Below are 26,495 nucleotides of genomic sequence, written 5' to 3' on the forward strand. Positions count from 1 at the left end.
ATAAGAATTGAAGTAGCAAAATGTACCTTTAGCCCGCCGCATTTCCATTGTGTCCGGTAATAAAGGTTGACTTCAGTTCGCTTATGAACTGGAGTTTTTTATTTTGAAAGGGTGATTAAAATGACAAAGAGAATTAGAAAAAACAACTAACACCCAAGAGAAACACGTTTCTCTTGGCAAAATTTTAAGAGAAAACGAGGAAAAGAAATGTTAACAATTAAAGGAAAATATAACGAAGCCATTTGTTATACAGAACAAGTGGACGATGCAACAATCGGTCAAATTATGACCCTTTGCAATTTAGAGTTTTTAAAGAAAAGTAAAATCCGCATTATGCCAGATACGCATGCTGGAACGGGGTGCGTCATTGGGACAACGATGACCCTTCAAGATAAAGTCGTGCCTAATTTGGTTGGCGTGGACATTGGCTGCGGCTTGCATGTTGTCAAACTGAAACAAAATGTTAAATTGGATTTTGATAAGCTTGATAAAACCATTCGGAATCGCATTCCAAATGGGAGTGGGACGCATGATTTACCAGTAGCCGCCTTCAATTTGGACGAAGTTTTGGCGCCCATTCGCCGTGGTTATGCGGCGAGAAGTCTCGGCACACTAGGCGGAGGAAATCATTTCATTGAAGTGAACAAAGGAAAAGATGGCATTTATCTCGTGATTCATAGTGGGAGTCGTGTTTTAGGAAAAGATATCGCGGAGTATCATCAGGAAGTCGCCTATGAGAGCTTGAGCCTTGTGCGCAAACAATTAAAGATTGCCGCAAAAAAACAGCCAGAGCTTATGGCTGAACGAGAAAAACTAAAATTACCGTACGAACTCTCTTTTTTAGAAAAAGAAAAATTAGCGACTTATTTGGCGGATATGCACATTGCACAACAATTTGCCGCACGCAACCGCTTTTTGATGGCCGAGGTGATCCTAAAAGCAATGAAGTGGAGCAAACATGTCGTCTCCCGCTTTGACTGCCCGCACAATTACATCGATTTAGAACAAAATATGTTGCGCAAAGGCGCAACTTCCGCACAGGCGGGTGAACAAATTATCGTTCCGCTCAACATGCGCGATGGGAGCATTCTTGCTGTCGGAAAAGGCAACCCCAATTGGAATTCATCAGCGCCCCACGGAGCAGGTCGCCTTTTAAGCCGAACGAAAGCAAAAGAAAGCATTACGCTGGAAAGCTACCAACGTGCAATGAAAGGCATCTTCACAACTTCCGTTTCTAAAAAAACATTAGATGAAGCCCCAAAAGCCTACAAATCTGCCAAACAACTCGAAAAAGACGTTGTGGACACGATGGATATTCAAGAAATCATTCGCCCGCTGTATAATTTCAAAGCATAAAAAAGCAAGGCTGTTTTCAGCCTTGCTTTTTTGCGTAACCTGAAAAATAAAAGTCATTTTCATAGGTTTTTTTTCTCACAGCGGAAATGGTTTTCGTTATCTTGAAAAAGTATTGTGAAATAAATGGTAAATTCATATACTTGAGGCAGGAATGGAAGGAGGAGTCGTAAATTGAATAAGAAAAAAACGACCTACAATCAACACCCTACTTTTAAGGTAAAAGGGGATTTCATAACTTGGACGGGATTTGTTGCCATTTTTAACGAGCTTTCGAGTGCTGTGAAGCAGTGTGCCAAACAGAAAACCGTACTCGTTATTGAAGCATATCCAGGTGTGCGCATTGAAAATTTGAAGCTAGCTTTAGAGCACCATTTTAAAGATGCGACCCTTTTCTTTGCGGATGAGTTTGCTCTAAGTGGTGCTGAAATTCGCGAAAAATTCGCGATGCTAATTACAGACGACCGCGTATTCGGCCGAATGTCCACGCTCAAATTGGACGACTACTTTAAACAAGAACGGCTGACAGAACTAAAGCATAAAGTTGCCGCATCAACCGGTTTAACCATTGTTTTTGGAACGGGCGCTAGTTTAGCCGCTCAAGCGGACATTACCGTTTATATGGACGTCGCCCGCTTTGAAATCCAGCAAAGAATGCGCGCAAATGAAATCGGCAATTGGAACGATACGCTTGTAGACGAAGACATTTTACGGAAGTATAAGCGAGGTTTTTTCTTAGACTGGCGTGCAGCAGACCGTCAAAAGGTAGCGCTATTTAATCGAATCGACTACTATTTAGACGATAATATTTTAGACCAACCGAAAATGTTGAAATGGTCTGATTACTGTCTTGGTCTTGAGCAGATGCTCCGTGGTCCTTTTCGTTTCGTCCCGTATTTCGACCCGGGCGTTTGGGGTGGTTACTGGATGAAAGATAAACTCGGCATTCAACATGAAAGCGAAAAACTGGCATGGGCGTTTGACGGCGTTGCGGAGGAGAACAGCTTGTATTTGCAATTTGGCGACATGCGCTTAGAAACGCCAGCGCTAAATGCGGTGCTGAAATACCCGCTACCGCTCCTTGGCGAGCTCGTTTTTAATCGTTTTGGTGCGGAACTGCCAATTCGCTTCGATTTTCTAGACACGATGGGCGGCGGGAACCTGAGCTTGCAAGTTCACCCAGATAAAGAGTATATAAAAAAACAATTTGGCATGGACTACACCCAAGAAGAAAGCTACTATTTGCTAGACGCAGAAGAAGATGCCGTTGTTTATTTAGGTTTAAAGGAAGGTGTGGAAAAAGACGAATTGCTAGCATCGCTCCGCAAAGCCCAAGACGGCGAAACCGAATTCGATGCCACGAAATACGTGAATACTTTCCCTGCTAAAAAGCATGACCATTTCCTAATCCCCTCCGGCACCATTCACTGTTCAGGAGCCGGCTCAATGGTCCTTGAGGTCAGTTTGTCCGCCTATATTTTCACGTTCAAACTTTGGGACTGGGGACGACTCGGCCTAGACGGCAAACCGCGCCCAGTGCACATTGAACACGGAGAAAAAGTAATAAATGAGGAACGTTCTGGAGAGTGGGTGAGCGACCATTTAGTGAACCACTTTGAGCTCATTCAAGAAAAATCTAAAAAAGAGCGGACTGGTTTATATAAAACGCAACAAATTGTGACAGAGCGAGATTGGTTTACGGATTTTGTTGACTACGACAACGCTGAAAAAACAGTAAACATGTTGAACTTAGTGGAAGGGGATAAAGTGGTGATTGAAAGCGTCGAACAAGCTTTTGAACCGTTTGAAGTCAATTATGTCGAAACCTTTGTTATTCCAGCGCAAGTTGAAAAATTTAGAATTAGAAATATTGGTGAGAGCGAAAAAGTCGCTATTTTGCGGGCGCGAATCCAGTAGTGATAAACCAGACTGATAGAGCTTGTATCGGTCTGGTATTTTTTTCTGGTATAGTCCGTTTTTTTCGTCAATCGAAAACCATTTTCGGAATTCCTGTAACCGCTTGCACGCTTATGTGCCTATACTTATAATGAAATAGTAAAATGTAAGGCGGTAAACAATTCGAAAAATTGCTTATCTAGTAAGAACGAAATCGGAAAACTAATAATATTTTCAATTTAACAAAAAGGAGGGTTTAGGATGAAAAAATTTATATCAATTAGTTGTATAGTTGCAGTCCTAATGCTTTTAGCAAGTTGTGGGGAAGGAAGTTCTGCTAGTTCAAAAGTTGAATTTTATACGGATAAAGGCGGCGAAAATGTTGGAATTCTAAATTCAATGTCAGATAAAATTGAGGATGATGGGGGCGTCGGCTATAAAACAGTCGGTTACACCGAAGTAACGGCTTATGAAACAGCCGTCCAACAATCGCTTGATAGCGATAAAGCTCCGGGTTTGTTCACTTGGTGGAGTGGAGATAAACTGAAAAAATTAGTGGATAACGATTTAGTTGTGGATTTATCGAAAGAATGGAAAGATTACTATGAAAAAGAAGGTGTCAATCCGGGCTTGGCGGATGCGTTCACAATCGATGGAAAAGTTTATGCGGCACCATTTAGTGTCTTGTATAACGGAATTTTGTATAACAAAGCGGTTTTTGATAAATATGATTTAAAAGAGCCAGAAACGTGGGAAGAATTTATCCAAGTTTGTGATACGTTAAAAGAGAACAATGTGGACCCAATCGGTTTGAAAAATGACCCGTGGGCAAGCTTCTTATGGTTCCAAACCTTAATTGCGAGCTATAACCCAGACTTATATGTCGGCTTAACAAACGGGGAAATCAAATATACAGACCCTGAAATGAAAAAAGTAATGAAAATCTGGCAAAGTATGATTAAAAAAGGGTATTTCGGTGAACCAGTTGATCCACCTTCACAAGCGAAAATGTTTTCGACTGGCGAGAGCGCAATGATGTACGAGCCAACCGTCACATCTACAACGCTTAAAAAAGAATACCAAATGGAACCAGGAAAAGACTTTGATGTGTTTGTTGCACCTTCCATGAAAGCTGATCAGAAAAAAGTAATATTCTTTGAAGCGTCCCCAATTGTCGTTTCAAAAAATAGTAAACAAAGTGCAGATGCTAAAAAAGTATTACAAAGTTTTTATAAGAAAGATGTTCAGCAAATTTTCGTTGACGAAGCAGGAATCATTAATACGAGCAATACAAAATCAGACGACCCAGTAAACGGCGATTTTGTTAAAGAAGCAGCGGATACGGAGAAATATTCTGTCATGGTACGTTACTATGAAGCGACCCCAATTGAAATCGTGAATGTAGCGACAGATGAATTATGGAAGTTCTTCTATAATCCGACTGATAAAATGATAGACGAGACGCTAAACACCATTCAACAAACAGCAGACAGCGTATTTAAATAAAAGAGTAGCGCAAAAGGTGAGCAGACTGATGACAAATCGTAAAGAAGTTCGTCATTTGTCATCAGTCTGATTGTGATGATGTATCGCTTTTTGCAAATGATTTTACTAGAAGGGTGTGGTTTCTTATGAGTCTAGAAGCAAGGCCAAAACGCCGAGAGCTGAAGACATATTTATACATTGCGCCGGCAGTCATTTTCGTATTTTGCTTTTGTATTTTATCAATTATTTTTACGTTGTTTATTAGTTTCACAAATTGGAGCGGCTTAGGCAGTTTCGAATTTGTAGGCTTTAGCAATTATATTGCCGTTTTTCAAGATAAAAATTTCCTATTATCTTGTATTAATACCTTAGTTTGGGTTGCTGCAGGGCTCATCATTCCTGTAGTATTACCACTTCTTTTTGCCATTGCAATCACGAAAAGTTCTTTTTCAACGATATTTAAAAACTTGTTTTATTTTCCGAATGCCGTTTCAGGCGTTATCGTTGGCCTCATCATGACGAGTTTATTGTCGATGTACGGCCTGCCGCAATTACTTGGGATGCTGGGATTCGAAAATTTGGATAAAAACTGGTTGAATATTCCTTATGTGAATACGGGCGTGATGATAGTAGCTGGAATTTGGCAAGGAATTGGTATGAACATGCTGCTTTTTATTATTGGCTTAGTTAACATGCCAACGGAACCAATTGAGGCGGCCAAAATCGAAGGCGCTTCGGGACTTGGCTTATACACGAAAATAATTTTGCCTTTATTAAAACCAACGATTGTGGTTGTTGTGTTGATGTCGCTTGTGAATAGTTTTAAAACGTTTGATAGTATTTGGATTATGACTGGCGGTGGGCCGTACCGGACTTCGGAAACGTTAGCGGTAACTATGTATAAAGAATCGTTCTCAAATAATCATTTGGGTATGGGTTCGGCTATCGCCATTATGTTATCAGTGATTATTCTAATCATTTCCATTTTCTACTTAAGAAAAACATTCACGAAAGAAGGAGGGAATTAAGAATGGTAAATGCAAAAGGTTCAGGAGTCGGGCGATGGGTCATTAATATCATTCTTATTTTACTGGCGATCATTTGGATTTTTCCATTTCTTTATGTGATTGTGAATGCGGTAAAAAGTTCGACTGAGTATAGTGTGGGGAATTTTTGGGACTTGCCGCAGTCATTTTCTGTGGCTGAAAACTGGGAATATTTAACGCAACAAATTCAGCTTGGATCTGGCTTTATCAATAGTATGATTTACGGTATGCTTGGTGGGGGACTTGGGATTTTGATGGCGGCTCTAGCTGCTTACGCGATTGAAACGCTGAAAATTAAGCACGGTTTGCTGTGGTTTTTTGTCATTTACAGCGGAACAATTTTTCCATTCCAAGTTTATTTAATTCCGATTTTTAAAGCCTATAATAAAGTAGGTTTATATGATACGCGGACGGGCATGATTTTAATTTATGCTGCGCTCATTATTCCGTTTAGCGTGTTTGTTTTGCGGAACTTCTTGATGGGCGTATCTAAAGAAATGCTTGAGAGCGCTCGAATTGACGGTGCATCTGATTTTTACATTTTTAGAAAAATTTATATGCCAATGGCTCGTGCACCGCTTGCGGCTGTATTTTTATTCCAATTCACATGGATTTGGAGCGACTTGCTGTTTGGGATGACCTTGACGAAATCAGAAACGGCGCGACCTGTTATGGCGGCAGTATCGCTGCTTGGCGGTTCGACCATACAAAAGGTGCCACCAATTTTACTCGCAGCCATTATCGTTTCGATTCCAACCATCATTTTATTTGTTTTATCACATCGAAATTTAGAAAAAGGTTTTATTGTGACTACAAAATAAGGAGTGTTAAGGAAAATGACGTTATCAAAAAAATGGAAGTTGTATTTGTTGCACCATTCGCACACGGATATTGGCTACACAGAGCGGCAGGAGAAGCTAAAACGATATCATGTTGATTTTATCCAACAAGCAATTGATATTTTAAAAGAGATTGAAGACGGCAAACGCCCCGAGTGGGAGGGATTCCGTTGGGTATGTGAAAACTACTGGCAAGTGGAAAATTTCCTAGCGAATAGCAGTCCGGAAAATATTGCGAGTTTCGAGCGTTACGTTCAAGCTGGGCTGATTGACATTTCGCTAAACTATTTAAACATGACAGAATTAGTAGATAATGATGTCTTAAATCATACGCTCGCAAAGGGACGAAGCTATGCAGATCGTTTAGCCGTACCGCTAGACTCTGCGATGACGGCCGACATTAATGGCTACGCATGGGGCTATGCGGACGCCTTAGCACATAACGGGATTGAAAATTTATTCGCCTGCATTCACACGCACCACGGCATGTTCCCGCTTGGCAGAAAGCATAACGGTTTTTGGTGGGAAGGCCCGAGCGGCGAACGGGTTCTCGCATGGGTATCCGACCATTACCATATGGGAAATGAACTTTGCCTCGTGCCGAATCACGGCATCACTTACTTACTAGAAGACCGCTTTAATGAAAAAGCAGCAGTAGCTGACTTCAAAATTGCCGAAAAACGCATTTTTAATTACATTGCGAACTTGGATAGCGATGCTGAATATGAATACGATTTCGTTCCTATTATGATTTCTGGTATGAGTACCGATAACGGAGCGCCAAACGGTCAGATTTTAGAGCGAGTAAAAGCTTGGAACGATTTGCACGGCGATGAAATTCAAATTGAAATGATTACGCTCAATCATTTTTTTGAAATTCTGCGTGAACAAATAAATGAACTGCCCGTTTACCGCGGTGACTGGAACGACTGGTGGGCGGACGGCATAGGTTCAACCCCTGCGGTTGTCAAACATTATAAAGATGCGCAGCGTAAATATCATATTGGGAAACAGTTATCGCCTGAATTGACAATCGAAAATAAAGCATACATGGACGAAGTCGAATATGAACTCGCTTTATACGCGGAACACACATGGGGGTATTCTTCTTCTGTGACCGAGCCGTGGGAAACATTAGTAAACGATTTAGATTTCAGAAAATCAGCTTATGCAATTCGCGCCAACCAATTAGCGTCGCTCAAATTAGATGAAATTTTAGCCGAAAAAGGAGAAGTGACAATTCGTCCAGACCGCGAGAAGCTATTTAAAGTCATTAATCCACTTGGTATCGCGCGGACAGATAGCGTATGTTTGTATATTGAGCACTGGGAAGATGTTGAAGGAGTCGGAGTCGACCTGTTACTCCAAAATATGGAAGTTGTCGATGAAAAAACGGGGCAAGTGTTACCTACGCAGATTCGAGAAATTGCGCGCGCAAAAGAAATAGAAGTAGTCCTTGCGTTAGAAGCCTTTGAAGAACGCATTTTACGCATTCGCCCTAAAAAAGAATTGCAAAAAGAAAATTATCGCTATTTAGCTGTCGATAAAATTAAAGATGTGGTCTATGATGGCTTTCAATCGGGCCTAAGAGTAAATGAGCATCAGCTTGAAACAAATTATTATGCCATGACTTTTGATGAAACAAAAGGAATTGTTTCGCTAGTAGACAAGCGCGACGGAAGTTCTTTACTCAGAGAGAATTTAGTTCATGCGCCGTTTGTTGGGATATACGAGCGTACAGAAACAAAACCAGATGCTTGGGAAGTTCGCCATACAATGGGACGGAACCGAAAAAAAGTGGGAACAAAGCGTTACGTGTCAGAGTTAAGCAACATTCAAATTATTGAAGCCGGCGATGTGAGTGCGACAGTCGTATTCACATACAATTTGGTCGGCACGCAAATGTATGAAATTCATCTAAAAGTGTACCGCGATTCACCAAAAATTGATGTTACGCTACGCTTGCACAAAGACAGTGTTTGGGACCCAGAAAACTTATACATCTCGTTCCCTTTTACAACAGGTGAGAGCGAAGAGCTTTATTTGGATAAAACGGGTTGCTTGATGCGGCCTGGTATTGATCAGCTACCGCAAACGAATCAAGAGTTTTATTTAGTGCAAGAAGGAGCGGCATACGTGGGGGAAAGTAAATCGCTTGTTTTGGCGGTCAAAGATACACCACTTCTTGTGCTCGGCAATCTGGAACATCACTTGATTGAATTGTCTGGCCAAAGTGAAACAACAAATAATGGTGAGCCACTTTACGTTTGGGCAATGAACAACTTTTGGGAAACCAATTTTAAAGTAGATTTAGCTGGCTTTTACGAATTCCGCTACACAATTGCTACGCTGGAAACGAATGAGGCAGCGCCTGCAATTGAAACGTGCAAAGCTTACAATCAAGGATTTTTATCGATGTACATTTAGAATAGGAGTGCGAGCGTAATGTATCGAATTGGTATCGACATTGGGGCGACAAATATGCGCGCGGGATTATTTGATGCTAACGTGCTAGTTGCGCGCTTGGAAATGAAAACAGAAGCGGAACTTGGTGCCAAGCAAGCGCTTATAAAATTAGTGGAGCTGGTTCGGCTTGTTGATCCGAAACAATTGGCTGTTGGGATTGGCATTGGTGCGCCGGGGCCGTTAGATGCGCAAGCGGGAATTATTCTTGATGCACCAAATTTACCGGGTTGGAACGGTTTCCATCTTAAAGATGAACTTTCGAACCATGTGGGAAAACCCGTTTTTCTCATGAATGATGCAAAAGTGGCAGCACTTGCGGAAGCGAAAGTGGGCGCAGGTCTTGGGTACGGGAGCGTGCAATTTATAACGGTGAGCACGGGTGTTGGCGGAGGCTTCGTTTATCAGGGCGAAGTCTTTGCTGGCGGGCACGAGCACGCATCGGAAGTTGGCAATATGATTGTGAATGTGAGTGATGAGAAAGCGACATTGGAGTCGATTTGTAGCGGCACGGCATTACTACGAGAAAGTAAACGGTTATTTGGGACTAGTAAAACGGCGGCAGATTTGTTGCACTTTTCCGAGAACAATAATCCAGAGGCGAATCAAGTGGTAGATAGGTGGGTGCATCATTTCGCGGCGGCGATTACATCGATTATTCAAGTGATTGATCCTGAAGTTTTTGTTCTTGGCGGGGCAGTTATTCTTCATAACCCGTGGCTAGTTGAACGAGTGACGGAGGCTGTTAGGGCGCAAGTTTACCAATCGATGCAAGACAAAATAAATATAAAGGTCGCTTCTTTGGGGGAAGATGCGGGACTTTACGGGGCGGCAATGCTTGTTACATGAAGGGAATGAGAAAATGAAAAATGAAGATGTGTTAAATGAAACGAGTCAAGATATTGAATTTATGGGCGATGAAACGTATTTTCGATTACGGAAAATTACAGATGATATTGTCAAACAAGCGGCTAGAGATAATTCGGAGCTCGCGAAAATTATTGATAACATGGTGACACAAGTTCTTGAAAACAATCCGTTATCCGAGAAGTTGCAGCGCATGTTCCGGAAGTGTATGTTAAATACGATTACAACGACGTTAGTGCAAAAACAAGATGACTCTGCGTTCTTGTTTACGGGCGACATTCCGGCGATGTGGTTGCGGGATTCGGGCGGCCAATTGCGTGTTTTCTTGAATTTAGATGACCCAAGTGGAAAATTGTATGACGTGATTGGAGCAGTTATTCGCCAGCAATTTCGTTATATCTTGATTGACCCATACACGAATGCTTTCAATTTTTCTGCGGACGGGAATTGTTGGAGTGCGATTGATAAAAGCGAAAGGAAAAATCCGTGGAGCTGGGAGCGAAAGTATGAATTAGATTCCCTTTGTTTCCCGGTTGAACTGGCGTACTTTTACTGGAAAAAGACGAAACGAAATGATATCTTTGATAATGATTTTTTACAGGCGGTTAAACAGTTAGTTCAAGTGTTTCGTAAAGAACAGCACCACGCGGAAAAATCGGAATACTTTTTTGTGCGTGATAACGGCATTGAACAAGATAGCTTGCCAAATGAAGGGCGCGGCAGGGAAACTTGCTATACAGGCATGATTTGGTCCGCTTTTCGTCCGAGTGATGATGCTTGTGAGTACGGCTATTTAATTCCAGCAAACATGTTTGCGGTCGTGATTCTTGGCTATTTACAGGAAATCTTGAGTGCTTTATACGCAAATGAGGAGGCGCTCCTTGCGGAAATTGCGGCGTTACGCGAGGAAGTTCAGGCGGGGATTTTGAAATACGGAATTGTGAATCATCCGAAGTACGGGGACATATATGCGTATGAGGTGGACGGATTAGGCAATTACAATTGTATGGACGATACGGGCGTGCCAAGTTTGCTATCGCTACCTTATATTAAATATTGCGGGACACATGATACGGTTTATCAAAATACACGTCGTTTTAGTTTATCGACGGATAATCGTTATTATTTTGAAGGAACTGCCGCAAAAGGCTTAGGAAGTCCGCATACGCCTGCTGGTTATGTTTGGCACATGGGTCTTGCGATTCAAGGCTTAACATCAACGGATAAAGAAGAATGTAAGGAACTACTTCGCTTATTTGAAACGACAGATGCGGGTACTGACTTAACGCATGAAGGCTTCCTCGCAAATAATCCAAACGTTTACACGCGAGAATGGTTTTCCTGGTCAAATTCCATTTTTTGTGAGTTTATTTTAAAAGAAAGTGGGAAGTTAAGTATATAGAGGTTTATATATCTCCGTGATTATTTTGAAATAGTCGCGGAGATATTGTTGTATAATGGAGTATATCGAGGAAAAGAGGTTTTTATTGTGAAATCAGGTATCGTACAATTACAAGCGTTAGCGAAGCAATCGATGAGTTCTTATCAAGACATTGCCAAATATATTGTGACAAATGCAGAAGCTGTTAAAACGATGCATATTACACAATTAGCGAATGAATGTTATACGAGTCCGGCTACAATTGTACGTATGTGTAAGAAACTGGGCTACAAAGGGTACACAGATTTCAAGCAGGATCTCGTTTTAAACTTACATAAATGGTTTTTTGAAAAGCAAGAAGTATACAACCGCGGTTATATTTATCCAAATAAAGCGGCGATTGAAATTGGGGAAGTTATTACAAACCTAACCATTAATGGGATGATTAAAAGTGTCCAATTTTTAGACTCGGAACTTGTGATGGACCTTTCGAAAATTTTATTTGAGGCCGAACGCATTGATTTTTATGGTTGTGGGGTTTCCAATTTAGTGGCGCAAGATTTCTCTTACCGATTTTTGCGTTCGGGAAAAAACACGAGTGCTTTTGCGGATTCACATTTGCAAATTTCGCAAGCTCAACAATCGGATATTGGATGTGTGGCGGTGGGCGTTTCTTATAGCGGCGAAACGAAAGAAGTTATCACAGCACTTGAAATTGCCAAGCAGCTTGGGGCACGGACGATTTCTTTTACAGCAGAAGGTGACAACCGTTTGACGCAAGTCGCGGATTGCAACATTTCCGTGGCGCAAATTGAACATCCAGAAGGTTACGTGGCAGCGGCTTCACGCATTGAAATGCTACACGTCATGGATATTATTTATTCGGTATACGCGAGTACCTATGATGAAACAATTGCGCCTAAAATATCGAAAACAAGACCCTATTTTAAAAAAAGAAATGGCAACCTATGATACAATAAAAAAGTAAAAAAATATGCGTTTTTAAGACGAGTGAAAGGTTGTGAAATTTTGGTAAAAGTTATTTTGGATGCTGACGATTTTGGCATGTCAGAAGCAATTAATCATGGCATTATTAAAAGTTTTACTGACGGAATTACGACGTCGACTTTGCTTATGCCAAACCTAGAAGCAGCTCCGCATGCAATTGCTTTAGCAAAAAAGCATCCCGATTTATTTGTTGGACAGCATACCAATTTTTTGCTTGGAAAGCCGTGTTCAAATCCTGAAAAAATCCCTTCGCTCGTGGACGGTAATGGGGAATTTCATCGTTCGGCGTATTACCGGGCAAAGGCGGACTTTTCGTTTTGCTATGATGATGTAAGAACGGAAACGCTTGCGCAAATGGAGCGTTTTAAAGAACTTACGGGCGACTATCCGAAACATATGGATTGCCACTCTATTGGCGATGAAGTGGTCGATCAAGTATTCTATGACTTAAGCTTAGAGTATGATGTGCACGTTACTTTGAAATATAGCGGGGACAAGAAGTGGCCAAAACATCCGCGCTATGCTGAAATTACGAAGCTTTTGGAATCAGGCGCTTTGTCATACATTCAAGAGGGCGTTTCGGTTGAAAATTTTTTAAACGATGATTTTAATTTGCTGGAGCTAGGTCAGGACGACATTGCTGAAATGCATTTTGATGTTGGGTATTTGGATCAATTTGTGATTGAGAATTCATCTTATACGCTACTTCGGTGTAAGGAGCTGGCCACAATTTGCGACCCGCGAGTTAAGGCATGGTTCACGGCTAACAAAATCGAGTTGATTTCCTTTTTAGACTTAAAAAATAGTTTTTAAAAAAGGATTTATGCACGCATAAAAAGGGCATAGAGTGTATACTAATAACATTAAGCTGAAAAAGGGGCAAACAGATGAAAAAAAGAGTTCAATTACTTATTCTTATTGCGTTAGTACTATTTGTTGGTATTGTTTTAAAACAATGGTCGGAAGTGATTTTATACACGGCAGGATTCATCGTTGAACTTGGTGGTGTGGTCATTGTTATTCGACTTTTGTTTTGGGATAAACGAAACACGACATCAAAAGTGGCTTGGATGGCGGCTGTTTTTGTCTTGCCAGTTTTTGGTGTATTCTTGTATTTATTTTTTGGAAGAAATCCGCAAAACCGCATTTTTCACCATAATCAAACGAATGAAATGCATAAAATTGCGGATACAATTCATCAGTTGCCGCCATATGAAGATGGGAAAAAACCACCGCGATTGTCTAAGCGAATTCAACATTTGACGGAAATTAATCCTGTGAATGGGAATAAATTGACACTTTTAACCAATGGTGAAGAAACGTTTCCGGCAATTATTCAGGCGCTTAAGCAAGCGGAAAATCATATTCATATTCAATATTATATTTACAAGTCGGACGAGATTGGCACGGAAATTCGTGACATTTTAATCGAACGAGCGAAAGCGGGCGTTGAAGTGCGCTTTATGTATGATGCTTGGGGGACTGCAAAACTAAGCGAGCAATTTTTAGAACCGATGCGGGAAGTCGGCATTCATATTCATGCCTTTGATCCGATTCGTTCGATTTGGATAGCGAGAACAGCCAATTTAAGAAATCACCGGAAAATCATTGTGATTGATGGTCAAATCGGCTTTACGGGAGGCTTGAATATCGGTGAAGAATATCGCAGCAATACGCCTGATTTTGCCGTTTGGCGCGACACACATATTCAAATTGAAGGCATGGCCGTTATTGAGCTTCAGGAGTCGTTTCTTGTGGACTGGGTATATATGGAAAATAAAGCGGGTTCGGCAGATTTATTTATTAGTGAAGCCGGAATCGACCAATATTTTTCACCCAAACCTGTTGGGAATGAGTGGGCGCAAGTCGTCTACGGAGGTCCGTATGATAAGGAGAAATACGTGCGTGATGCTATGCTTGACCTAATTGATTCCGCACAAGAATCAGTGTGGATTACTTCACCGTATTTTGTGCCAGATGAGGAGTCACTTGCTGTTATTCGCCGCGTCGCGCTTAGCGGAATTGATGTGCGCATCATTTTACCGGGGAAAGGCGACAGGGGGATTTCGTTCCACGGTAGTAACTCCAACATTGAAACGATGCTTGAGGCGGGTGCGAAAGTGTATGCGTACCGCGATGATTCTTTCGTACACGCGAAGCTACTTTTAATTGACGGTGAGCGTGCTGCTGTTGGTACGGCGAACTTTGATATTCGTAGTTTCCGTCTGAATCATGAATTGATGGTATTCCTCTATGAAAGAGACCAAGCAATTGTGAAAATGGAGCGCGATTTTGAAGCGGATTTTGAAGTGAGCAAGCTTTACACAATGGAAGATATTAGGAAGAAATCTTGGTATGTGAAAATGAAGGAAAACCTTTCTAGTCTACTTTCACCTATTTTATAAGCAGGAAACTCGGCGAAATTTAATTTTGCCGAGTTATTTTTATGGCGATTGCAACATAATTATGTTATTATTGACCTAACGGTAATTAGTTTCGGAGGTTATGATGTTTATGATACGCAATGCAAAACCGGGGGACGCTAAGAAGGTGGCGCCGCTTTTATTTACGATATGGCAAGACATGGAACTTCCCCTTTTACAAAAAGAAAAAGAGGCGAAAATCATCGAAACGCTGGAAGAAGCGATTTGTGTGCCTGACTACCGCTACGGTTTCAATCATCTGCACGTTTATGACGATAATGGCGTTATTGCAGGTGTTGTGGCAGGGTATCCGGGCGAAAAGGAGCCTTTTATTGATCATGTGTGGTCGAAACTTGCGAAGAAACACGGTTTAATGGATCAGTCGGCTGTTTTTAAGGAAAAGGAAACGTTTAGCGGGGAATGGTATTTAGACTCCATCGTTACTAGAGAAGACTACCGTGGTAAGGGGATTGGCACCGCGCTTTTAAATGAACTTCCTCATTTTGCTAAGGCGGACGGTGAGCGAAAAATCGGCTTAAACTGCGATAAAGCAAACCCTGCGGCGAAACGGCTTTATGAGCGGCTTGGCTTTCATACAACAGGTGAAATCATGTTGAGTGGGCATGAGTATGAGCATATGCAAAAAGAGCTTTGATTTGAAAGGTGGTCTATCCTAATATAGAATTTTGCGCAAGTATCTGGTGAACTTGTGGCAAAACAGAAAAGCTAATTTAAGCAAAAACGAATGAAAAATTTGTTTTTGCTTTTTTTCTATAATTTAGCGAGTGCATCACGATTTATAATTTTATAGCGGCGTCCTACTTTTTCTAAAATTCCTTTTTGAGTCAAATCGTGTAACACATAAAGTAAATGGCGATAGCTGACATGCAAATACTCGGCAACTTCTGTATGTTTTTCATAATATACGCCGTTTTCTTCGGTGAGTAAAATAAAACGTGCTAAACGTGTTGAAAATGGGAGATTTAAGCTTTCGGTCAATGTTTCTGTGCGATGCAAAGCTTTTTTGCCTAAAAAAATCGCCAAGTTTTTCATGAAGGTGGGATTTTCGAGTAGTGGCGCTTGATTTTCCTTCAGAGGAAGTGCGAGCAGGGCGCAATTTGTGTGGGCGATGACGTCTTTTGGAGTTTCTTCGACGCCTAAAAGCGTGAGTTCGCCAATATAGGACGGAGCGGAAATAAAATCAACAAGGGAGACTTTGCCGTTTTCTAGAGTCATTTTAATTTTTGCTTTGCCTGAAACAAGGAAAAAAAGTTTTTCTGGGGGATTCGATTGATTCACGATAAACTCGTTTTTTTTCACAGTGTAAAGTTCCAATTTGGCAAACATTTCGTCTGGGAAGCTGGCCTCTAGCTCGCTTTTTTTGATAGCTTCTGAAATTTGGTGGGGCTTTGTTATTTTTTTCATGGTCAATTCCTCGTTTTTAATGTGAGATTTCTCCTATTATTATACTGAAAACTATGATAAGATGCTAAAAAAAGAGATGGGGGAGTAAAATGCGTTATGATACGTTGCTTTTTGATGTAGATGATACATTATTAGATTTTAAAAAGGCGGAAGATGATGCGCTTGTGAAACTGTTTGAAAGTGAAGGCGTTTCAGACGCGAAGGAGCTAACTTTGGTCTACAAGGAAATAAACGAGGCGCTTTGGAAGGCTTTTGAACGCGGGGAGATTTCACGCGATGAGGTGATTCAGACGCGTTTTGCTAAACTTTTCGCGACACAAAATAAGTCGGTTGACGGGATTCTGCTTGAGGCAAAATATCGCGGTTTTTTAGAGGAAGGGCATGAACAAATTGCGGGCGCCGCTGAATTAATTGCCCAGTTAGCGCCCGATTACGCGCTTTATGTCGTGACAAACGGTGTATCGAAAACGCAGTACCGGAGGTTGCGCGATTCTGGCCTAGATATTTTCTTCCAAAAAATCTTTGTCTCCGAGGACACGGGCTATCAGAAGCCAATGCTTGAGTTTTTTGATTACTGTTTTGCGCGCATTCCTGCTTTTGATAAAAAGAAAACGCTCCTAATTGGCGATTCGCTAAGCTCTGATATTCGCGGTGCACGTGTTTCGGGCATTGATAGTTGTTGGTTTAACCCGCACCGCGCGGTGTTTGACACGGAAACTACGCCAACTTACGAAATTCATTCACTTCCTGAGTTGCTAAATGTTTTAAGTTAGCTGGAAACCGTGGTAAGCTAGAGGCGGAGGTTAGACATGTTACGATTGCTAATAATACTTATGAGCACGGCGCTCCTTCTTACGGGCTGTGCTGATGTTGTGAATACAGTGAAAGTGAATAAGGACGGAACGGCTGATTTGAATTTTGATGTAACGCTTGGTACAACAGCGGGGCTTCTTGCGGGGCCGGCAATTAAGGAGCTGACACCGAAGCTTGAAGATGCGGGATTTACCATTAAAAAGCCGTCGCAAAATCAGTTTTCTATCCATAAAAAAATTGAAAAATCGGCTAAAAAAGTGGATTTTAAAGCGGAAGCCAAAAAATACGGTGTGAAATTTCAGGAAACAGATGGCTTTTTCATGAAAAAAATTCGTTTAGATGCCACACTGGATATCCCTAAAATTTTGCAGGAGCAACAATTAGGTGAGAAGGTGCCGACAGCGCTTTTATCGCAAGTTGACTACACGCTTGTTTTGGATTTCCCAATTGATACGATTGGCGCAAACAATGCGGACGAGAAAGACGGCGGGAAGCTCACGTGGCACATTCCATTAGAACAAAAGAATCAGCTTTATTTTGAAATTGAGATTCCAAATGTAAAAAACATTGCGATTACGGCGGGAATTGTTTTTATCCTGCTAATTGTTGGGATTGTACTACTTATTAAAAGACGTAAAAAACGGAAAATCAACTGATTTTCCGTTTTTATTGTTGCATATCCTCATAGCACGCGAGTTTGGCTTCGATTTTTTGAAAGGCGAGATCGAGTTCTTGTTGTTTCTTTTCAAGTTCTTTGCGGTGTTCTTTTAAAACGTTGATGCGGTCTTGGACGGTGTAGTTGCCTTTTTTTGTGAGTTCTACGATTTCTTTTTGTTTAGCAAGCGGCATGCCAGTTCGGCGTAAGCAAACAAGCAGGTCTAGCCAGTGCAAGGCTTCCTCATCGAAGACGCGATTATTGTTTTCATCGCGAAGTAAAAACGGGATTAGCCCGACACTCTCGTAGTAGCGAATGGTATGAGCGGATAGTCCGACTTGCTCGGACGCTTCTTTTATGGAAAGGGACATGGGAGGACTCCTTTTTTTACTAAAAGAATAGCACGTGAAAAATTTTTTTGCTAAATATTTGCCTTAAAGTATACTCGAAGGTGTAAGATGAAGTTGAATTTGATTTTAGGAGGCTAAATTTATGAGTTTAAAAGATACTGTAAAACTAGCGAACGGTGTGGAAATGCCGCGTCTTGGCTTTGGCGTTTGGCAAGTGAAAGACGGGGCGGAAGCTGTGAATTCTGTGAAGTGGGCGATTGAAGCTGGCTACATGAGTATTGATACGGCAGCGGCATACCGAAATGAGGAAGGCGTTGGTCAAGCAATTCGTGAGTCTGGCGTGCGGCGTGAGGATTTATTTGTGACGACGAAACTTTGGAATGCGGATCAAGGTTACGAAACGACACTTGCTGCGTTTGAAACGAGCCTTCAAAAACTGGGTCTTGATTATGTGGATTTATATTTGATTCACTGGCCGGTAGAAGGTAAGTTTAATGACACTTGGCGTGCGTTTGAAAAGCTCTATAAAGACGGAAAAGTCCGCGCAATTGGGGTGTGCAATTTCCATGAACATCATTTAGAAACGCTTCTTGAAACGGCCGAAGTTGTGCCAATGGTTAACCAAATTGAACTCCACCCGCTTCTTTCTCAAAAACCACTTCGCGACTTCTGTGCCGAAAAGAATATCGTAGTAGAAGCTTGGTCCCCACTTGGCAGCGGAAAAATCTTAAGCAACCCAGAAATCAAAAAAATCGCTGAAAAATACGGCAAATCCGTGGCACAAGTCATCATTCGTTGGGATTTACAGCACGGCATCGTAACCATTCCAAAATCGGTGCACAAAGAACGTATTGTAGAAAACGCAGATGTGTTTGATTTCGAGTTGACAAAAGAAGACATGCAAGCAGTAGATGCGTTAAACCAAGATGAACGTACGGGTCCAGATCCAGATAATTTTAATTTTTAAATCGTTTTTTATGACACGCCACATTCGGCGTGTTTTTTTCTTGTCAATCCTCAAAATTGCTTTTGTAATTGGGAATGATTATCATAGAATAGAACCTTATTTCAAGTTTACAAGGAGGTAAAACCAATGGACTTCAAACTTTCTACTGAACTTACACAATTAAAAGAAGATGCGCGTCAATTTGCGGATACATATATACGACCGTTTGCTTCTGAATGGGACGAGGGAGCCTATTTCAGTCGCGAACTTTTTCAAAAAATGGGCGAGAAAGGCTATCTTGGCTTGCCATTTGCAAAAGAATACGGCGGGCGGGAGCTAGGGACGCTTGCTTATATGACGGTGGCAGAAGAGATTGCTAGAGCAAGCCTCGGGGTTGCGCTTAGTTATGTGGCGACGGTTTCAATTGGGACGGCGCCGATTGCGATGTACGGCACGGCCGAACAAAAAACAAAATTTTTGCGCCCACTTGCAGAAGGACGCGAGCTTGCGGCCTTCGGTTTAACCGAAAAAAATGCGGGATCTGATGCGGCAGGAGTGGAAACAACGGCGGAGCTCTCGGGCGACTATTTTGTCGTGAATGGCACGAAGCAGTGGATTACGAATGCGAGCTACGCGGCGGTTGTGACGATTGCGGCGATTACGGGGTATAAAGAAGATGGCGGGAAAATTATTTCTTCACTCATTGTACCGATGGATTTGCCGGGGATTACGGTGAGGCGGCCGTATGACAAGATGGGCGTGCGCGCTTCCGATACGGGCGAAATTCGCTTTGAAAACGTGAAAGTGCCTAAAGAAAACCTTTTGGGGGATAAAAACGCTGGAATGAAACAACTTTTAAACGTTTTAAATGGCGGGCGAATTTCAATTGCGGCGATTTCCGTTGGGCTGGCACAAGAAGCTTATGACAAAGCGATTCATCATGCGCAGGTGCGCGAACAATTTGGTGGACCGATTTCGCAGTTTGAGTCCGTCCAATTTAAACTTGCAGACATGGCGGTTGAGACAGAAGCGGCGCGGCTGCTCGTTCAAAAAGCGAGTTTCCTAAAAGATTCTGGTGCAGTTTTTATTAAAGAAGCGGCCTACGCGAAAGTATTTGCTTCGGAAACGGCGACAAGAAATGCAAACCGGGCGCTGCAAATTTTAGGCGGCACAGGTTATATGCGCGATGCTGGCGTTGAACGGCTGTTGCGTGATGCAAAAATTTTAGAAATTGGCGAGGGCACGTCTGAAATTCAGCGCCTCGTCATTGCACGACAACTTTTAAAAGAAGGAGCGAAATAAAATGGAAGAAATTAAAGCAACGATTACAGGCACACTTCATAGTTTTGAAAAACACGCGGGAGACGATGTGACAAAAGGCGAAACAATTGCTCAAATCGAGTCGATGAAAATGCTCATCCCTGTTGAAGCACCGAACACAGGAAAGCTGATTGAATGGTCTGTTACGGCGGGGGATTTTGTAAACGAAAACGACGATATCGGAATGCTTGATTAAGATGGCGCTCATTCAAATCGAACGCCCGTCAAAACATATTTTATTGTTTAAAATCAACCGGCCTGAAGCGGCGAACGCATTTTCAAACGAGCTACTCGAAACGTTTGAAGCGGCATTAAATGATTTAGGTGAGGCACGCGTGTTAATCATAACGGGTTCAGGTGCGAAGGCTTTTTCAGCGGGCGCCGATTTAAAAGAGCGAAAGAAGCTCACAGAAGACGAAGTGTGGCCGGCTGTTGCGCGTATCCGTTCCCTCGTCCAGCGTGTATCCGAACTTGAAATTCCCACAATTGCAGCGATTAACGGCGTGGCATTTGGCGGCGGACTCGAACTCGCACTTGCTTGTGATATTCGGGTGGCGCATGTTTCGGCCCAATTAGGCTTAACTGAAACGAGTTTAGGCGTCATTCCAGGCGCATTTGGCACCGTCCATTTAACGCGCATTGTTGGCGAAGCCGCTGCACTCGAAATGATTTTAAGTGCGAAGCGGATTACGGCAGAAGAAGCAAAACAAATTGGGCTTGTGACAGGCGTCTCGGATGATGCGCTGCGTGAGGCCACGCAAATTGCGGAAGCTATCTCAAACAATGCGCCACTTGCGGTCAAACGGGCTAAGGAAGTTGTGAATGCTGTGTCTGGGAACTTGACAGAGGCCTTTTTAGCAGAAGAAAAAGCGTACAAATCGCTCATTGCCACGGAGGACCGATTAGAGGGGCTTCGGGCGTTTAGTGAGAAGCGGGCGGCGCGATTTTTAGGGAGGTAGACAGGTGAATTTAGATGATAAAATCCGCTCTGGCGGTGCAGAAAAATACCATGCGGCGGCGAAAGCGAAAGGAAAATTGTTTGTCCGCGAACGCATTGCGCTTTTATTAGATGCGGATAGTGAATTTGTCGAGGACGCTTTATTTGCGAATTCCGAGGCGGACAATTTGCCAGCAGATGGTGTAGTCACAGGACTCGGTCAAGTTGATGGCAGGAAAGTAGCGATTATCGCGAATGATTCTACCGTGAAAGCTGGTTCTTGGGGGACAAAAACGGTTGAAAAAATAATTCGAATGCAAGAAACTGCCGAAAAACTTAGCATACCGCTATTTTACTTAATTGATTCAGCAGGCGCGCGAATTACTGACCAAGTCGAAATGTTCCCGGGAAGACGCGGAGCTGGGCGGATTTTTTATAACCAAGTGCAGTTGGCTGGAAAAATTCCGCAAATTTGTTTGCTGTTCGGACCTTCAGCAGCAGGCGGCGCCTATATTCCGGCGTTTTGCGATGTCGTCGTCATGGTCGAAGAAAACGCCTCAATGTACCTAGGCTCGCCGCGCATGGCCGAAAAAGTCATCGGCGAAAAAGTCACGCTCGAAGAAATGGGCGGCGCACGCATGCACTGCACCGTATCTGGTTGCGGGGACGTACTCGTTTCTTCTGAAAAAGAAGCGCTTTTCTTTGGACGCGACTACCTATCGTATTTAACATACGAAAAAGAAGGCCGCGAAAGCGCGAAAGACCTAACGGGCGTCATTCCCGAAAATGAAAACGCGCCGCTTAATATGTACCGAGTCATTGATGGTTTAATTGATGCGGAATCATTTTGTGAAATTAAAGCGCTGTTTGCCAAGGAAATCATTACGGGCTTCGCGCGCCTGGACGGGAAAACAATTGGGGTGGTGGCGAATCAGTCGCTCGTGAAAGGCGGCGTTTTGTTCCCAGATTCAGCCGACAAGGCGACCAAGTTCATTCAAATTTGTAACGCGTATCGCATTCCATTGCTCTTTTTAGCCGACGTACCCGGTTTTATGATTGGCTCACAAGTTGAAAAGGCAGGCATTATTCGAAACGGCGCCAAAATGATCGCCGCGGTAAGCGAAATCACCGTGCCGCTCATTTCAGTCATCGTCAGAAAAGCTTACGGGGCGGGACTTTACGCGATGGCAGGCCCTGGTTTTAACCCGGATGCGACATTGGCACTTCCGACAGCGCAAATTGCCGTGATGGGCCCAGATGCTGCCGTCAATGCGGTATACGCGGGCAAAATAGCGGAGCTTCCGGATGCTGAAAAGGCTCCTTTTATTCAGGAAAAAATAAAGGAATATGAGGCTGATGTTGATGTGTATAAGCTTTCGTCCGAGATGGTCGTGGACGATATTGTGACACCAGAAAGCTTGCGACAAGCGCTTATTTCAAGGTTTGCATTTTACGAATCGAAGCGCGAGACGAGCGCACATTTTAAAATTTATCCGATGTAGAGGTGGCGCAAAATGTTTGCAGGATACTATAAAAAAACGCGGGAGGAGCGGCTTGCCATTCTTCGCGAATACGCTAGTTTGACGGACGAAGAACTCGCCGCTTTACAGGCAGAAGGCGCGCTCCCGTTCGAAACGGCGAATCACATGATTGAAAATATGATTGGCACCTTTCAAGTTCCACTCGGTCTTGGTTTAAACATGGTGATGAACGGCAAAGAATACGCCGTTCCAATGGCAACCGAAGAACCTTCGGTCATCGCCGCCATGAGTTCCGCTTCCAAATTGATAGCCCGCTCCGGTGGCATGGTTGCCACAAGTTCTGGCCGTCTGATGACAGGACAAATTGCCGTGTACGGTGTGCCCAATTTTGAGCGCGCGAAAATGGCTATCGCAGAACAGCAGGCGACGCTAATTGATGCGGCGAATGCGGCGTATCCTTCGCTTATAAAACGCGGCGGTGGCGCACGGGAAATTGTTGTCCGCGAGATTGAAACGGCGCAGGAAAAACTGCTCGTCGTCCATCTATATGTGGAAACACGGGAAGCGATGGGGGCGAACATGATTAACACGATGGTCGAGGCGCTTGCACCAGAAATCGAACGCCTAACAAGCGGAACTGCCGAAATGAAAATATTATCGAACTTAACAGACATGGCGACGGCAACCGCCACTTGCACGATTCCCGCAAACCTCCTTTTAAGCAAAAATATGGGTGGTGAAGAGGTGCGTGACCGTATTGTGCGGGCTTTTGCGTTTAGTGATGCGGATATTTACAGGGCGGCGACCCACAACAAAGGCATTATGAACGGCGTAGACGCGATTTTGCTGGCGTTCGGCAATGACGTCCGCAGTATTTCCGCCGCCGCACACGCTTACGCTGCAAAAGACGGGCGCTACAGGCCGATGAGTAGCTGGGCTGTGAACGGAGCGGGCGACTTAGTCGGCGAACTGACACTCCCGATGCCGGTCGCAACGGTTGGCGGCTCCATCGCGATTTCGCCACTTGCTACTTTGGCACAAAAAATCGCCAAGGTGGAAAATGCCGAAGAGCTCGCGATGTTAGCCGTTTCTGTTGGGCTTGCTCAAAATTTAGCCGCCTTAAAAGCCTTAGTGACAGAAGGAATTCAGCGCGGCCACATGTCACTTCAAGCGAAATCAACGGCCATTTCTGCTGGCGCAACTGGCGCCGAAATTGACATGGTGGCTGAAAAAATGCTTGCGGCTGGGCAAATTAATTTGAGCTTTGCGAAAGAAATTATAAAACAAGCCCGCTAGAGATTCTAGCGGGCTTGTTAGCTAGGTATCATTCGATTTCCGCAACGACAGGGTAGTGGTCGGACGCAAAAAGCCCGTCAAATGTTTTCGTCACAACATAAAATTGCCTAATACGAAATTGCTTTGTGAAAATAAAATCGATTTCTTCGTGAACTTTTTCATCGGTAGAAAAGCCATTAAATGTGGCCTGCGTATTATTTTCACCAGCATTTTGGAAGGATGCATTCAAAATTTGAAAGGCTTCAGATTCGCGGGTGGAGTTAAAATCGCCAAGCAAAACAAGTTGGGCATCTTGCGGTAACCGCTCTTGAAGCAGTTTGGCGGAATATGTACGCGCTTCTGCGGATATGTGATCAAAATGTGTGTTAAAAACATAAAAGCTGTCGCCTGTTTGTGTATCTAGTAATTTCACCCAAATGCAAGTGCGTTTAAAAGCGGCATCTTTATAAGCGGACGGAATTTGTTCGGTTTCAGATAACCAAAAATGGCCCGTATCAAGCAAATCAAACCGCGCTTTCAAGTAGAAAATACTAATGGCCTCGCCCGTCTGCCCGCCGTCACGAAACAGGCTATAATGCGCATACGGAGACTCCACATTTAAATCCCGCAACTGATGCGGCACAAGTTCTTGCGCGCCAAAAACATCAAACGCTTCTTCGCGAATAATCTGCCGAATCAGTGGCAATCTAACGGACCAAGCAATATCCCCCGTTTTTTCAACATCACAACAAAGATTAAAACTGGCTACCTTCATACAACTCGCCTCCATAAATTGGTTTCGCTTTCATTGTATCGTTTTTTGAGAAAATAAAAAGCGTTTTGCTTCTTAAATCATTTAGAAGTTTTTTTAAACAGGAAACAAAGAGAGGCGAGGAATAGAAAAAGGATAAAGATTATTTAAATAATCTTTATCCTTCTTTTATACATGATGCGGCCGAGAGGACTTGAACCTCCACGAGCTAATGCCCACTAGGCCCTCAACCTAGCGCGTCTGCCGATTCCGCCACGACCGCGTAATTTGTACCAACAAAAAGTATTATAGTATTCTTTTAGCGGTTTTGTCAACGATTATAAGTGATTTTGTATAAATATTTTTCTTGCAAAAAAAACGTTAAAAGCATATAGTAAAAGAGGCGATGGAGTTCGCTATTATTGCGTTTTGCGCTGATGACTCCTGTTGAAAGAAACATAGTTGGCTATGTTTTTTTCAACAGGAGTTTTTGATTGGAGGAATGAATATGTATTTTTTATATGTTGGCATCTTTAGCGCGCTAGGCGGCATGACGCGTTATGGGATTAGTTTACTTATAGGTGGAAATGCGTTTCCCGCCGCGACACTCACGGTGAATTTGGTGGGGTGTTTTCTGCTTGCGGTTGTGACGCAGGCGGTTGCGACGAATCCGAAAGTGCGGCCGGAGCTAGTAGCGGGGCTCGGAACTGGGTTTATCGGGGCGTTCACCACATTTTCAAGCTTTAGCGTGGAAAATATCCAGCTACTCCAGTCAGAGCACATAAGTATCGCTGCTCTCTACATCGGAATCAGCTTGCTCGGTGGCCTTGCCTTCGCGAAACTCGGTTACTTCTTTTCTGCAAAGTGGGTGGGACGACATGCTTAACTTTTTGCTTGTGGGCATTGGCGCGGCTTTTGGCGGGATGACACGTTACGGGATCTCGGTTTGGATGAAAAATAAGTGGAAAACCGATTTTCCGTGGGCAACCTTCCTCATCAATCTTTCAGGTTCTTTTCTGCTAGGCCTACTCATCTCGAGCCAGCTTTCTGATATGTGGCAGCTCCTTATCGGAACTGGATTTATGGGTGGCTATACAACATTTTCGACTTTTAAAGTGGAATGCACGGAGCTTCGCTTGCAAAAAAGAACGGGAATTTTATCGGCCTATATGATTTTATCGTACGCGTTAGGAATTTCATGTGCTGGATTAGGCTTTTTTGTAGGCAGTCTATAAGAATTGTTTAAGAAATCCACTTGGACTTGTTAAAAAGGCTGTAGCCATGCTATGCTAAGGACAACAAGTAAGTGAAAGGATAGACAATGAAAAAATTTATTTCAATTTTGATGATGAGCCTTTTTCTTCTTACAGCATGTTCGAACAATGATGCTGTCAATTATTTAGTCCTAGATGGAAGTATAACAGATGCGAGTGAAATAACGAGTAGGAACCAAATTACGGCTTCGGGAATACTAACTTGGCAAGGTGCAGCGGAAAATGATTCGTCTAATGTTGTCTTTACTTTTAATAGTTCAACTTCTATTGTGAATGAGTCAGGCAAGACAATGGAATCTACTGACCTCCAAAAGGGCACTAAATTTCAAGCTGTCTTTCCAGAAGGCGTTAAGTTAGTTGCTCCGTCTCCGGGAACAATATCTGCTCCAGCAACAAAAATAATCGTAAAAGACTAAACGGATTACGCAAAATCTAGTTATTAACAAATGATGAAAATTTTATTTGTTATTGACTAGATTTTTTTGTATTCGATTGTGTTAGTTATAA

At 42.9% G+C, this 26,495-nt stretch carries 26 protein-coding genes, 1 tRNA gene and 1 riboswitch; of the genes, 23 read left to right on the forward strand and 4 right to left on the reverse strand.

The features are described 5' to 3' along the window. Positions 1-207 precede the first annotated feature (207 nt). From CFS60_RS09585 to CFS60_RS09640, 12 genes are all read left to right on the forward strand, one after another. A complete protein-coding gene (locus tag CFS60_RS09585) occupies positions 208-1,356 on the forward strand; it encodes an RtcB family protein (RefSeq protein ID WP_088839149.1) in 1,149 nt (382 codons plus the stop codon). A 171-nt stretch (positions 1,357-1,527) separates the two neighbouring features. Beyond that, a complete protein-coding gene (locus tag CFS60_RS09590) occupies positions 1,528-3,270 on the forward strand; it encodes a class I mannose-6-phosphate isomerase (RefSeq protein ID WP_088839151.1) in 1,743 nt (580 codons plus the stop codon). 240 nt (positions 3,271-3,510) lie between these two features. Next, a complete protein-coding gene (locus tag CFS60_RS09595; RefSeq protein WP_088810558.1) occupies positions 3,511-4,755 on the forward strand; it encodes an ABC transporter substrate-binding protein in 1,245 nt (414 codons plus the stop codon). A gap of 125 nt (positions 4,756-4,880) precedes the next feature. Continuing rightward, on the forward strand, positions 4,881-5,762 hold the full coding sequence (locus tag CFS60_RS09600; RefSeq protein WP_088810557.1) for a carbohydrate ABC transporter permease: 882 nt from the start codon (positions 4,881-4,883) through the stop codon (positions 5,760-5,762). A 2-nt stretch (positions 5,763-5,764) separates the two neighbouring features. Continuing rightward, on the forward strand, positions 5,765-6,601 hold the full coding sequence (locus tag CFS60_RS09605) for a carbohydrate ABC transporter permease (RefSeq protein WP_088810556.1): 837 nt from the start codon (positions 5,765-5,767) through the stop codon (positions 6,599-6,601). A gap of 15 nt (positions 6,602-6,616) precedes the next feature. Further along, positions 6,617-9,046 (forward strand): glycoside hydrolase family 38 C-terminal domain-containing protein, encoded by a 2,430-nt coding sequence (locus CFS60_RS09610; protein ID WP_088839152.1) that lies wholly within the window; start codon positions 6,617-6,619, stop codon positions 9,044-9,046. A gap of 18 nt (positions 9,047-9,064) precedes the next feature. Beyond that, a complete protein-coding gene (locus CFS60_RS09615) occupies positions 9,065-9,931 on the forward strand; it encodes an ROK family protein (protein WP_088839153.1) in 867 nt (288 codons plus the stop codon). Positions 9,932-9,944: 13 nt separating this feature from the next. Continuing rightward, positions 9,945-11,351, forward strand: a complete 1,407-nt coding sequence (locus tag CFS60_RS09620) for a glycoside hydrolase family 125 protein (protein ID WP_369823192.1) — start codon at positions 9,945-9,947, stop codon at positions 11,349-11,351. Positions 11,352-11,438: 87 nt separating this feature from the next. Next, the gene (locus CFS60_RS09625) at positions 11,439-12,302 is read left to right on the forward strand and encodes a MurR/RpiR family transcriptional regulator (protein WP_088810552.1); all 864 of its coding nucleotides are present in this window, start codon (positions 11,439-11,441) and stop codon (positions 12,300-12,302) included. Positions 12,303-12,359: 57 nt separating this feature from the next. Beyond that, positions 12,360-13,151, forward strand: a complete 792-nt coding sequence (locus CFS60_RS09630; protein ID WP_088810551.1) for a ChbG/HpnK family deacetylase — start codon at positions 12,360-12,362, stop codon at positions 13,149-13,151. Between the two features lie 74 nt (positions 13,152-13,225). After that, complete coding sequence (gene cls / locus CFS60_RS09635; protein WP_088839156.1) at positions 13,226-14,743, forward strand: cardiolipin synthase; 1,518 nt, start codon at positions 13,226-13,228, stop codon at positions 14,741-14,743. A gap of 109 nt (positions 14,744-14,852) precedes the next feature. Beyond that, complete coding sequence (locus CFS60_RS09640) at positions 14,853-15,416, forward strand: GNAT family N-acetyltransferase (RefSeq protein ID WP_088839192.1); 564 nt, start codon at positions 14,853-14,855, stop codon at positions 15,414-15,416. Positions 15,417-15,532: 116 nt separating this feature from the next. Here the strand turns inward: CFS60_RS09640 and yeiL are convergent, their stop codons facing one another. Then, positions 15,533-16,186 (reverse strand): transcriptional regulator YeiL, encoded by a 654-nt coding sequence (gene yeiL, locus CFS60_RS09645; protein WP_088839158.1) that lies wholly within the window; start codon positions 16,184-16,186, stop codon positions 15,533-15,535. A gap of 89 nt (positions 16,187-16,275) precedes the next feature. On the opposite strand from yeiL, the gene CFS60_RS09650 reads away from it, so the two are divergent. Beyond that, positions 16,276-16,959: a YjjG family noncanonical pyrimidine nucleotidase gene (locus CFS60_RS09650; RefSeq protein WP_088815551.1), complete on the forward strand. Its 684-nt coding sequence runs from the start codon at positions 16,276-16,278 to the stop codon at positions 16,957-16,959. A 36-nt stretch (positions 16,960-16,995) separates the two neighbouring features. Next, positions 16,996-17,655: a DUF3153 domain-containing protein gene (locus CFS60_RS09655; RefSeq protein ID WP_088815550.1), complete on the forward strand. Its 660-nt coding sequence runs from the start codon at positions 16,996-16,998 to the stop codon at positions 17,653-17,655. Positions 17,656-17,665: 10 nt separating this feature from the next. Here the strand turns inward: CFS60_RS09655 and CFS60_RS09660 are convergent, their stop codons facing one another. Further along, entirely contained in the window at positions 17,666-18,025 is a 360-nt protein-coding gene (locus tag CFS60_RS09660; RefSeq protein ID WP_088810545.1) for a MerR family transcriptional regulator, read from the reverse strand. Positions 18,026-18,146: 121 nt separating this feature from the next. On the opposite strand from CFS60_RS09660, the gene CFS60_RS09665 reads away from it, so the two are divergent. The 6 genes from CFS60_RS09665 (at position 18,147) to CFS60_RS09690 (ending at position 23,984) form a co-directional block, all read left to right on the forward strand. Then, entirely contained in the window at positions 18,147-18,971 is an 825-nt protein-coding gene (locus CFS60_RS09665) for an aldo/keto reductase (RefSeq protein ID WP_088839160.1), read from the forward strand. A gap of 126 nt (positions 18,972-19,097) precedes the next feature. Beyond that, positions 19,098-20,252 carry an acyl-CoA dehydrogenase family protein gene (locus tag CFS60_RS09670; RefSeq protein WP_088810543.1) on the forward strand — a complete coding sequence of 385 codons (1,155 nt, stop codon included), beginning with the start codon at positions 19,098-19,100 and terminating at the stop codon, positions 20,250-20,252. A gap of 1 nt (position 20,253) precedes the next feature. Further along, the gene (locus CFS60_RS09675; RefSeq protein WP_088815548.1) at positions 20,254-20,466 is read left to right on the forward strand and encodes an acetyl-CoA carboxylase biotin carboxyl carrier protein subunit; all 213 of its coding nucleotides are present in this window, start codon (positions 20,254-20,256) and stop codon (positions 20,464-20,466) included. Between the two features lies 1 nt (position 20,467). Beyond that, complete coding sequence (locus CFS60_RS09680; RefSeq protein ID WP_088839194.1) at positions 20,468-21,229, forward strand: enoyl-CoA hydratase-related protein; 762 nt, start codon at positions 20,468-20,470, stop codon at positions 21,227-21,229. A gap of 4 nt (positions 21,230-21,233) precedes the next feature. Beyond that, positions 21,234-22,709 carry an acyl-CoA carboxylase subunit beta gene (locus CFS60_RS09685; protein WP_088815547.1) on the forward strand — a complete coding sequence of 492 codons (1,476 nt, stop codon included), beginning with the start codon at positions 21,234-21,236 and terminating at the stop codon, positions 22,707-22,709. 12 nt (positions 22,710-22,721) lie between these two features. Continuing rightward, positions 22,722-23,984 carry a hydroxymethylglutaryl-CoA reductase, degradative gene (locus tag CFS60_RS09690; protein ID WP_088839161.1) on the forward strand — a complete coding sequence of 421 codons (1,263 nt, stop codon included), beginning with the start codon at positions 22,722-22,724 and terminating at the stop codon, positions 23,982-23,984. A gap of 28 nt (positions 23,985-24,012) precedes the next feature. Here the strand turns inward: CFS60_RS09690 and CFS60_RS09695 are convergent, their stop codons facing one another. Then, positions 24,013-24,738, reverse strand: coding sequence for an endonuclease/exonuclease/phosphatase family protein (locus CFS60_RS09695; protein WP_088839162.1), 726 nt, complete (start codon positions 24,736-24,738; stop codon positions 24,013-24,015). A gap of 175 nt (positions 24,739-24,913) precedes the next feature. Further along, positions 24,914-24,997: transfer RNA gene (locus CFS60_RS09700), tRNA-Leu, on the reverse strand. A gap of 110 nt (positions 24,998-25,107) precedes the next feature. Further along, positions 25,108-25,168: riboswitch (Fluoride riboswitch) on the forward strand. Between the two features lie 54 nt (positions 25,169-25,222). Between CFS60_RS09700 and CFS60_RS09705 the strand changes: the two genes are divergently transcribed. The 3 genes from CFS60_RS09705 to CFS60_RS09715 all read left to right on the forward strand — a co-directional run bounded on the left by CFS60_RS09705 (position 25,223) and on the right by CFS60_RS09715 (position 26,404). Continuing rightward, the gene (locus CFS60_RS09705; RefSeq protein ID WP_088839164.1) at positions 25,223-25,600 is read left to right on the forward strand and encodes a CrcB family protein; all 378 of its coding nucleotides are present in this window, start codon (positions 25,223-25,225) and stop codon (positions 25,598-25,600) included. Then, entirely contained in the window at positions 25,593-25,949 is a 357-nt protein-coding gene (gene crcB / locus CFS60_RS09710; protein ID WP_088810536.1) for a fluoride efflux transporter CrcB, read from the forward strand. Before CFS60_RS09705 ends, crcB begins: the two co-directional genes overlap by 8 nt. 86 nt (positions 25,950-26,035) lie before the next feature. Then, positions 26,036-26,404 (forward strand): hypothetical protein, encoded by a 369-nt coding sequence (locus CFS60_RS09715; RefSeq protein WP_088839166.1) that lies wholly within the window; start codon positions 26,036-26,038, stop codon positions 26,402-26,404. Positions 26,405-26,495 lie beyond the last annotated feature (91 nt).

Source organism: Listeria sp. ILCC792 (assembly GCF_900186135.1).
Taxonomy (GTDB): Bacteria; Bacillota; Bacilli; order Lactobacillales; family Listeriaceae; genus Listeria; species Listeria goaensis.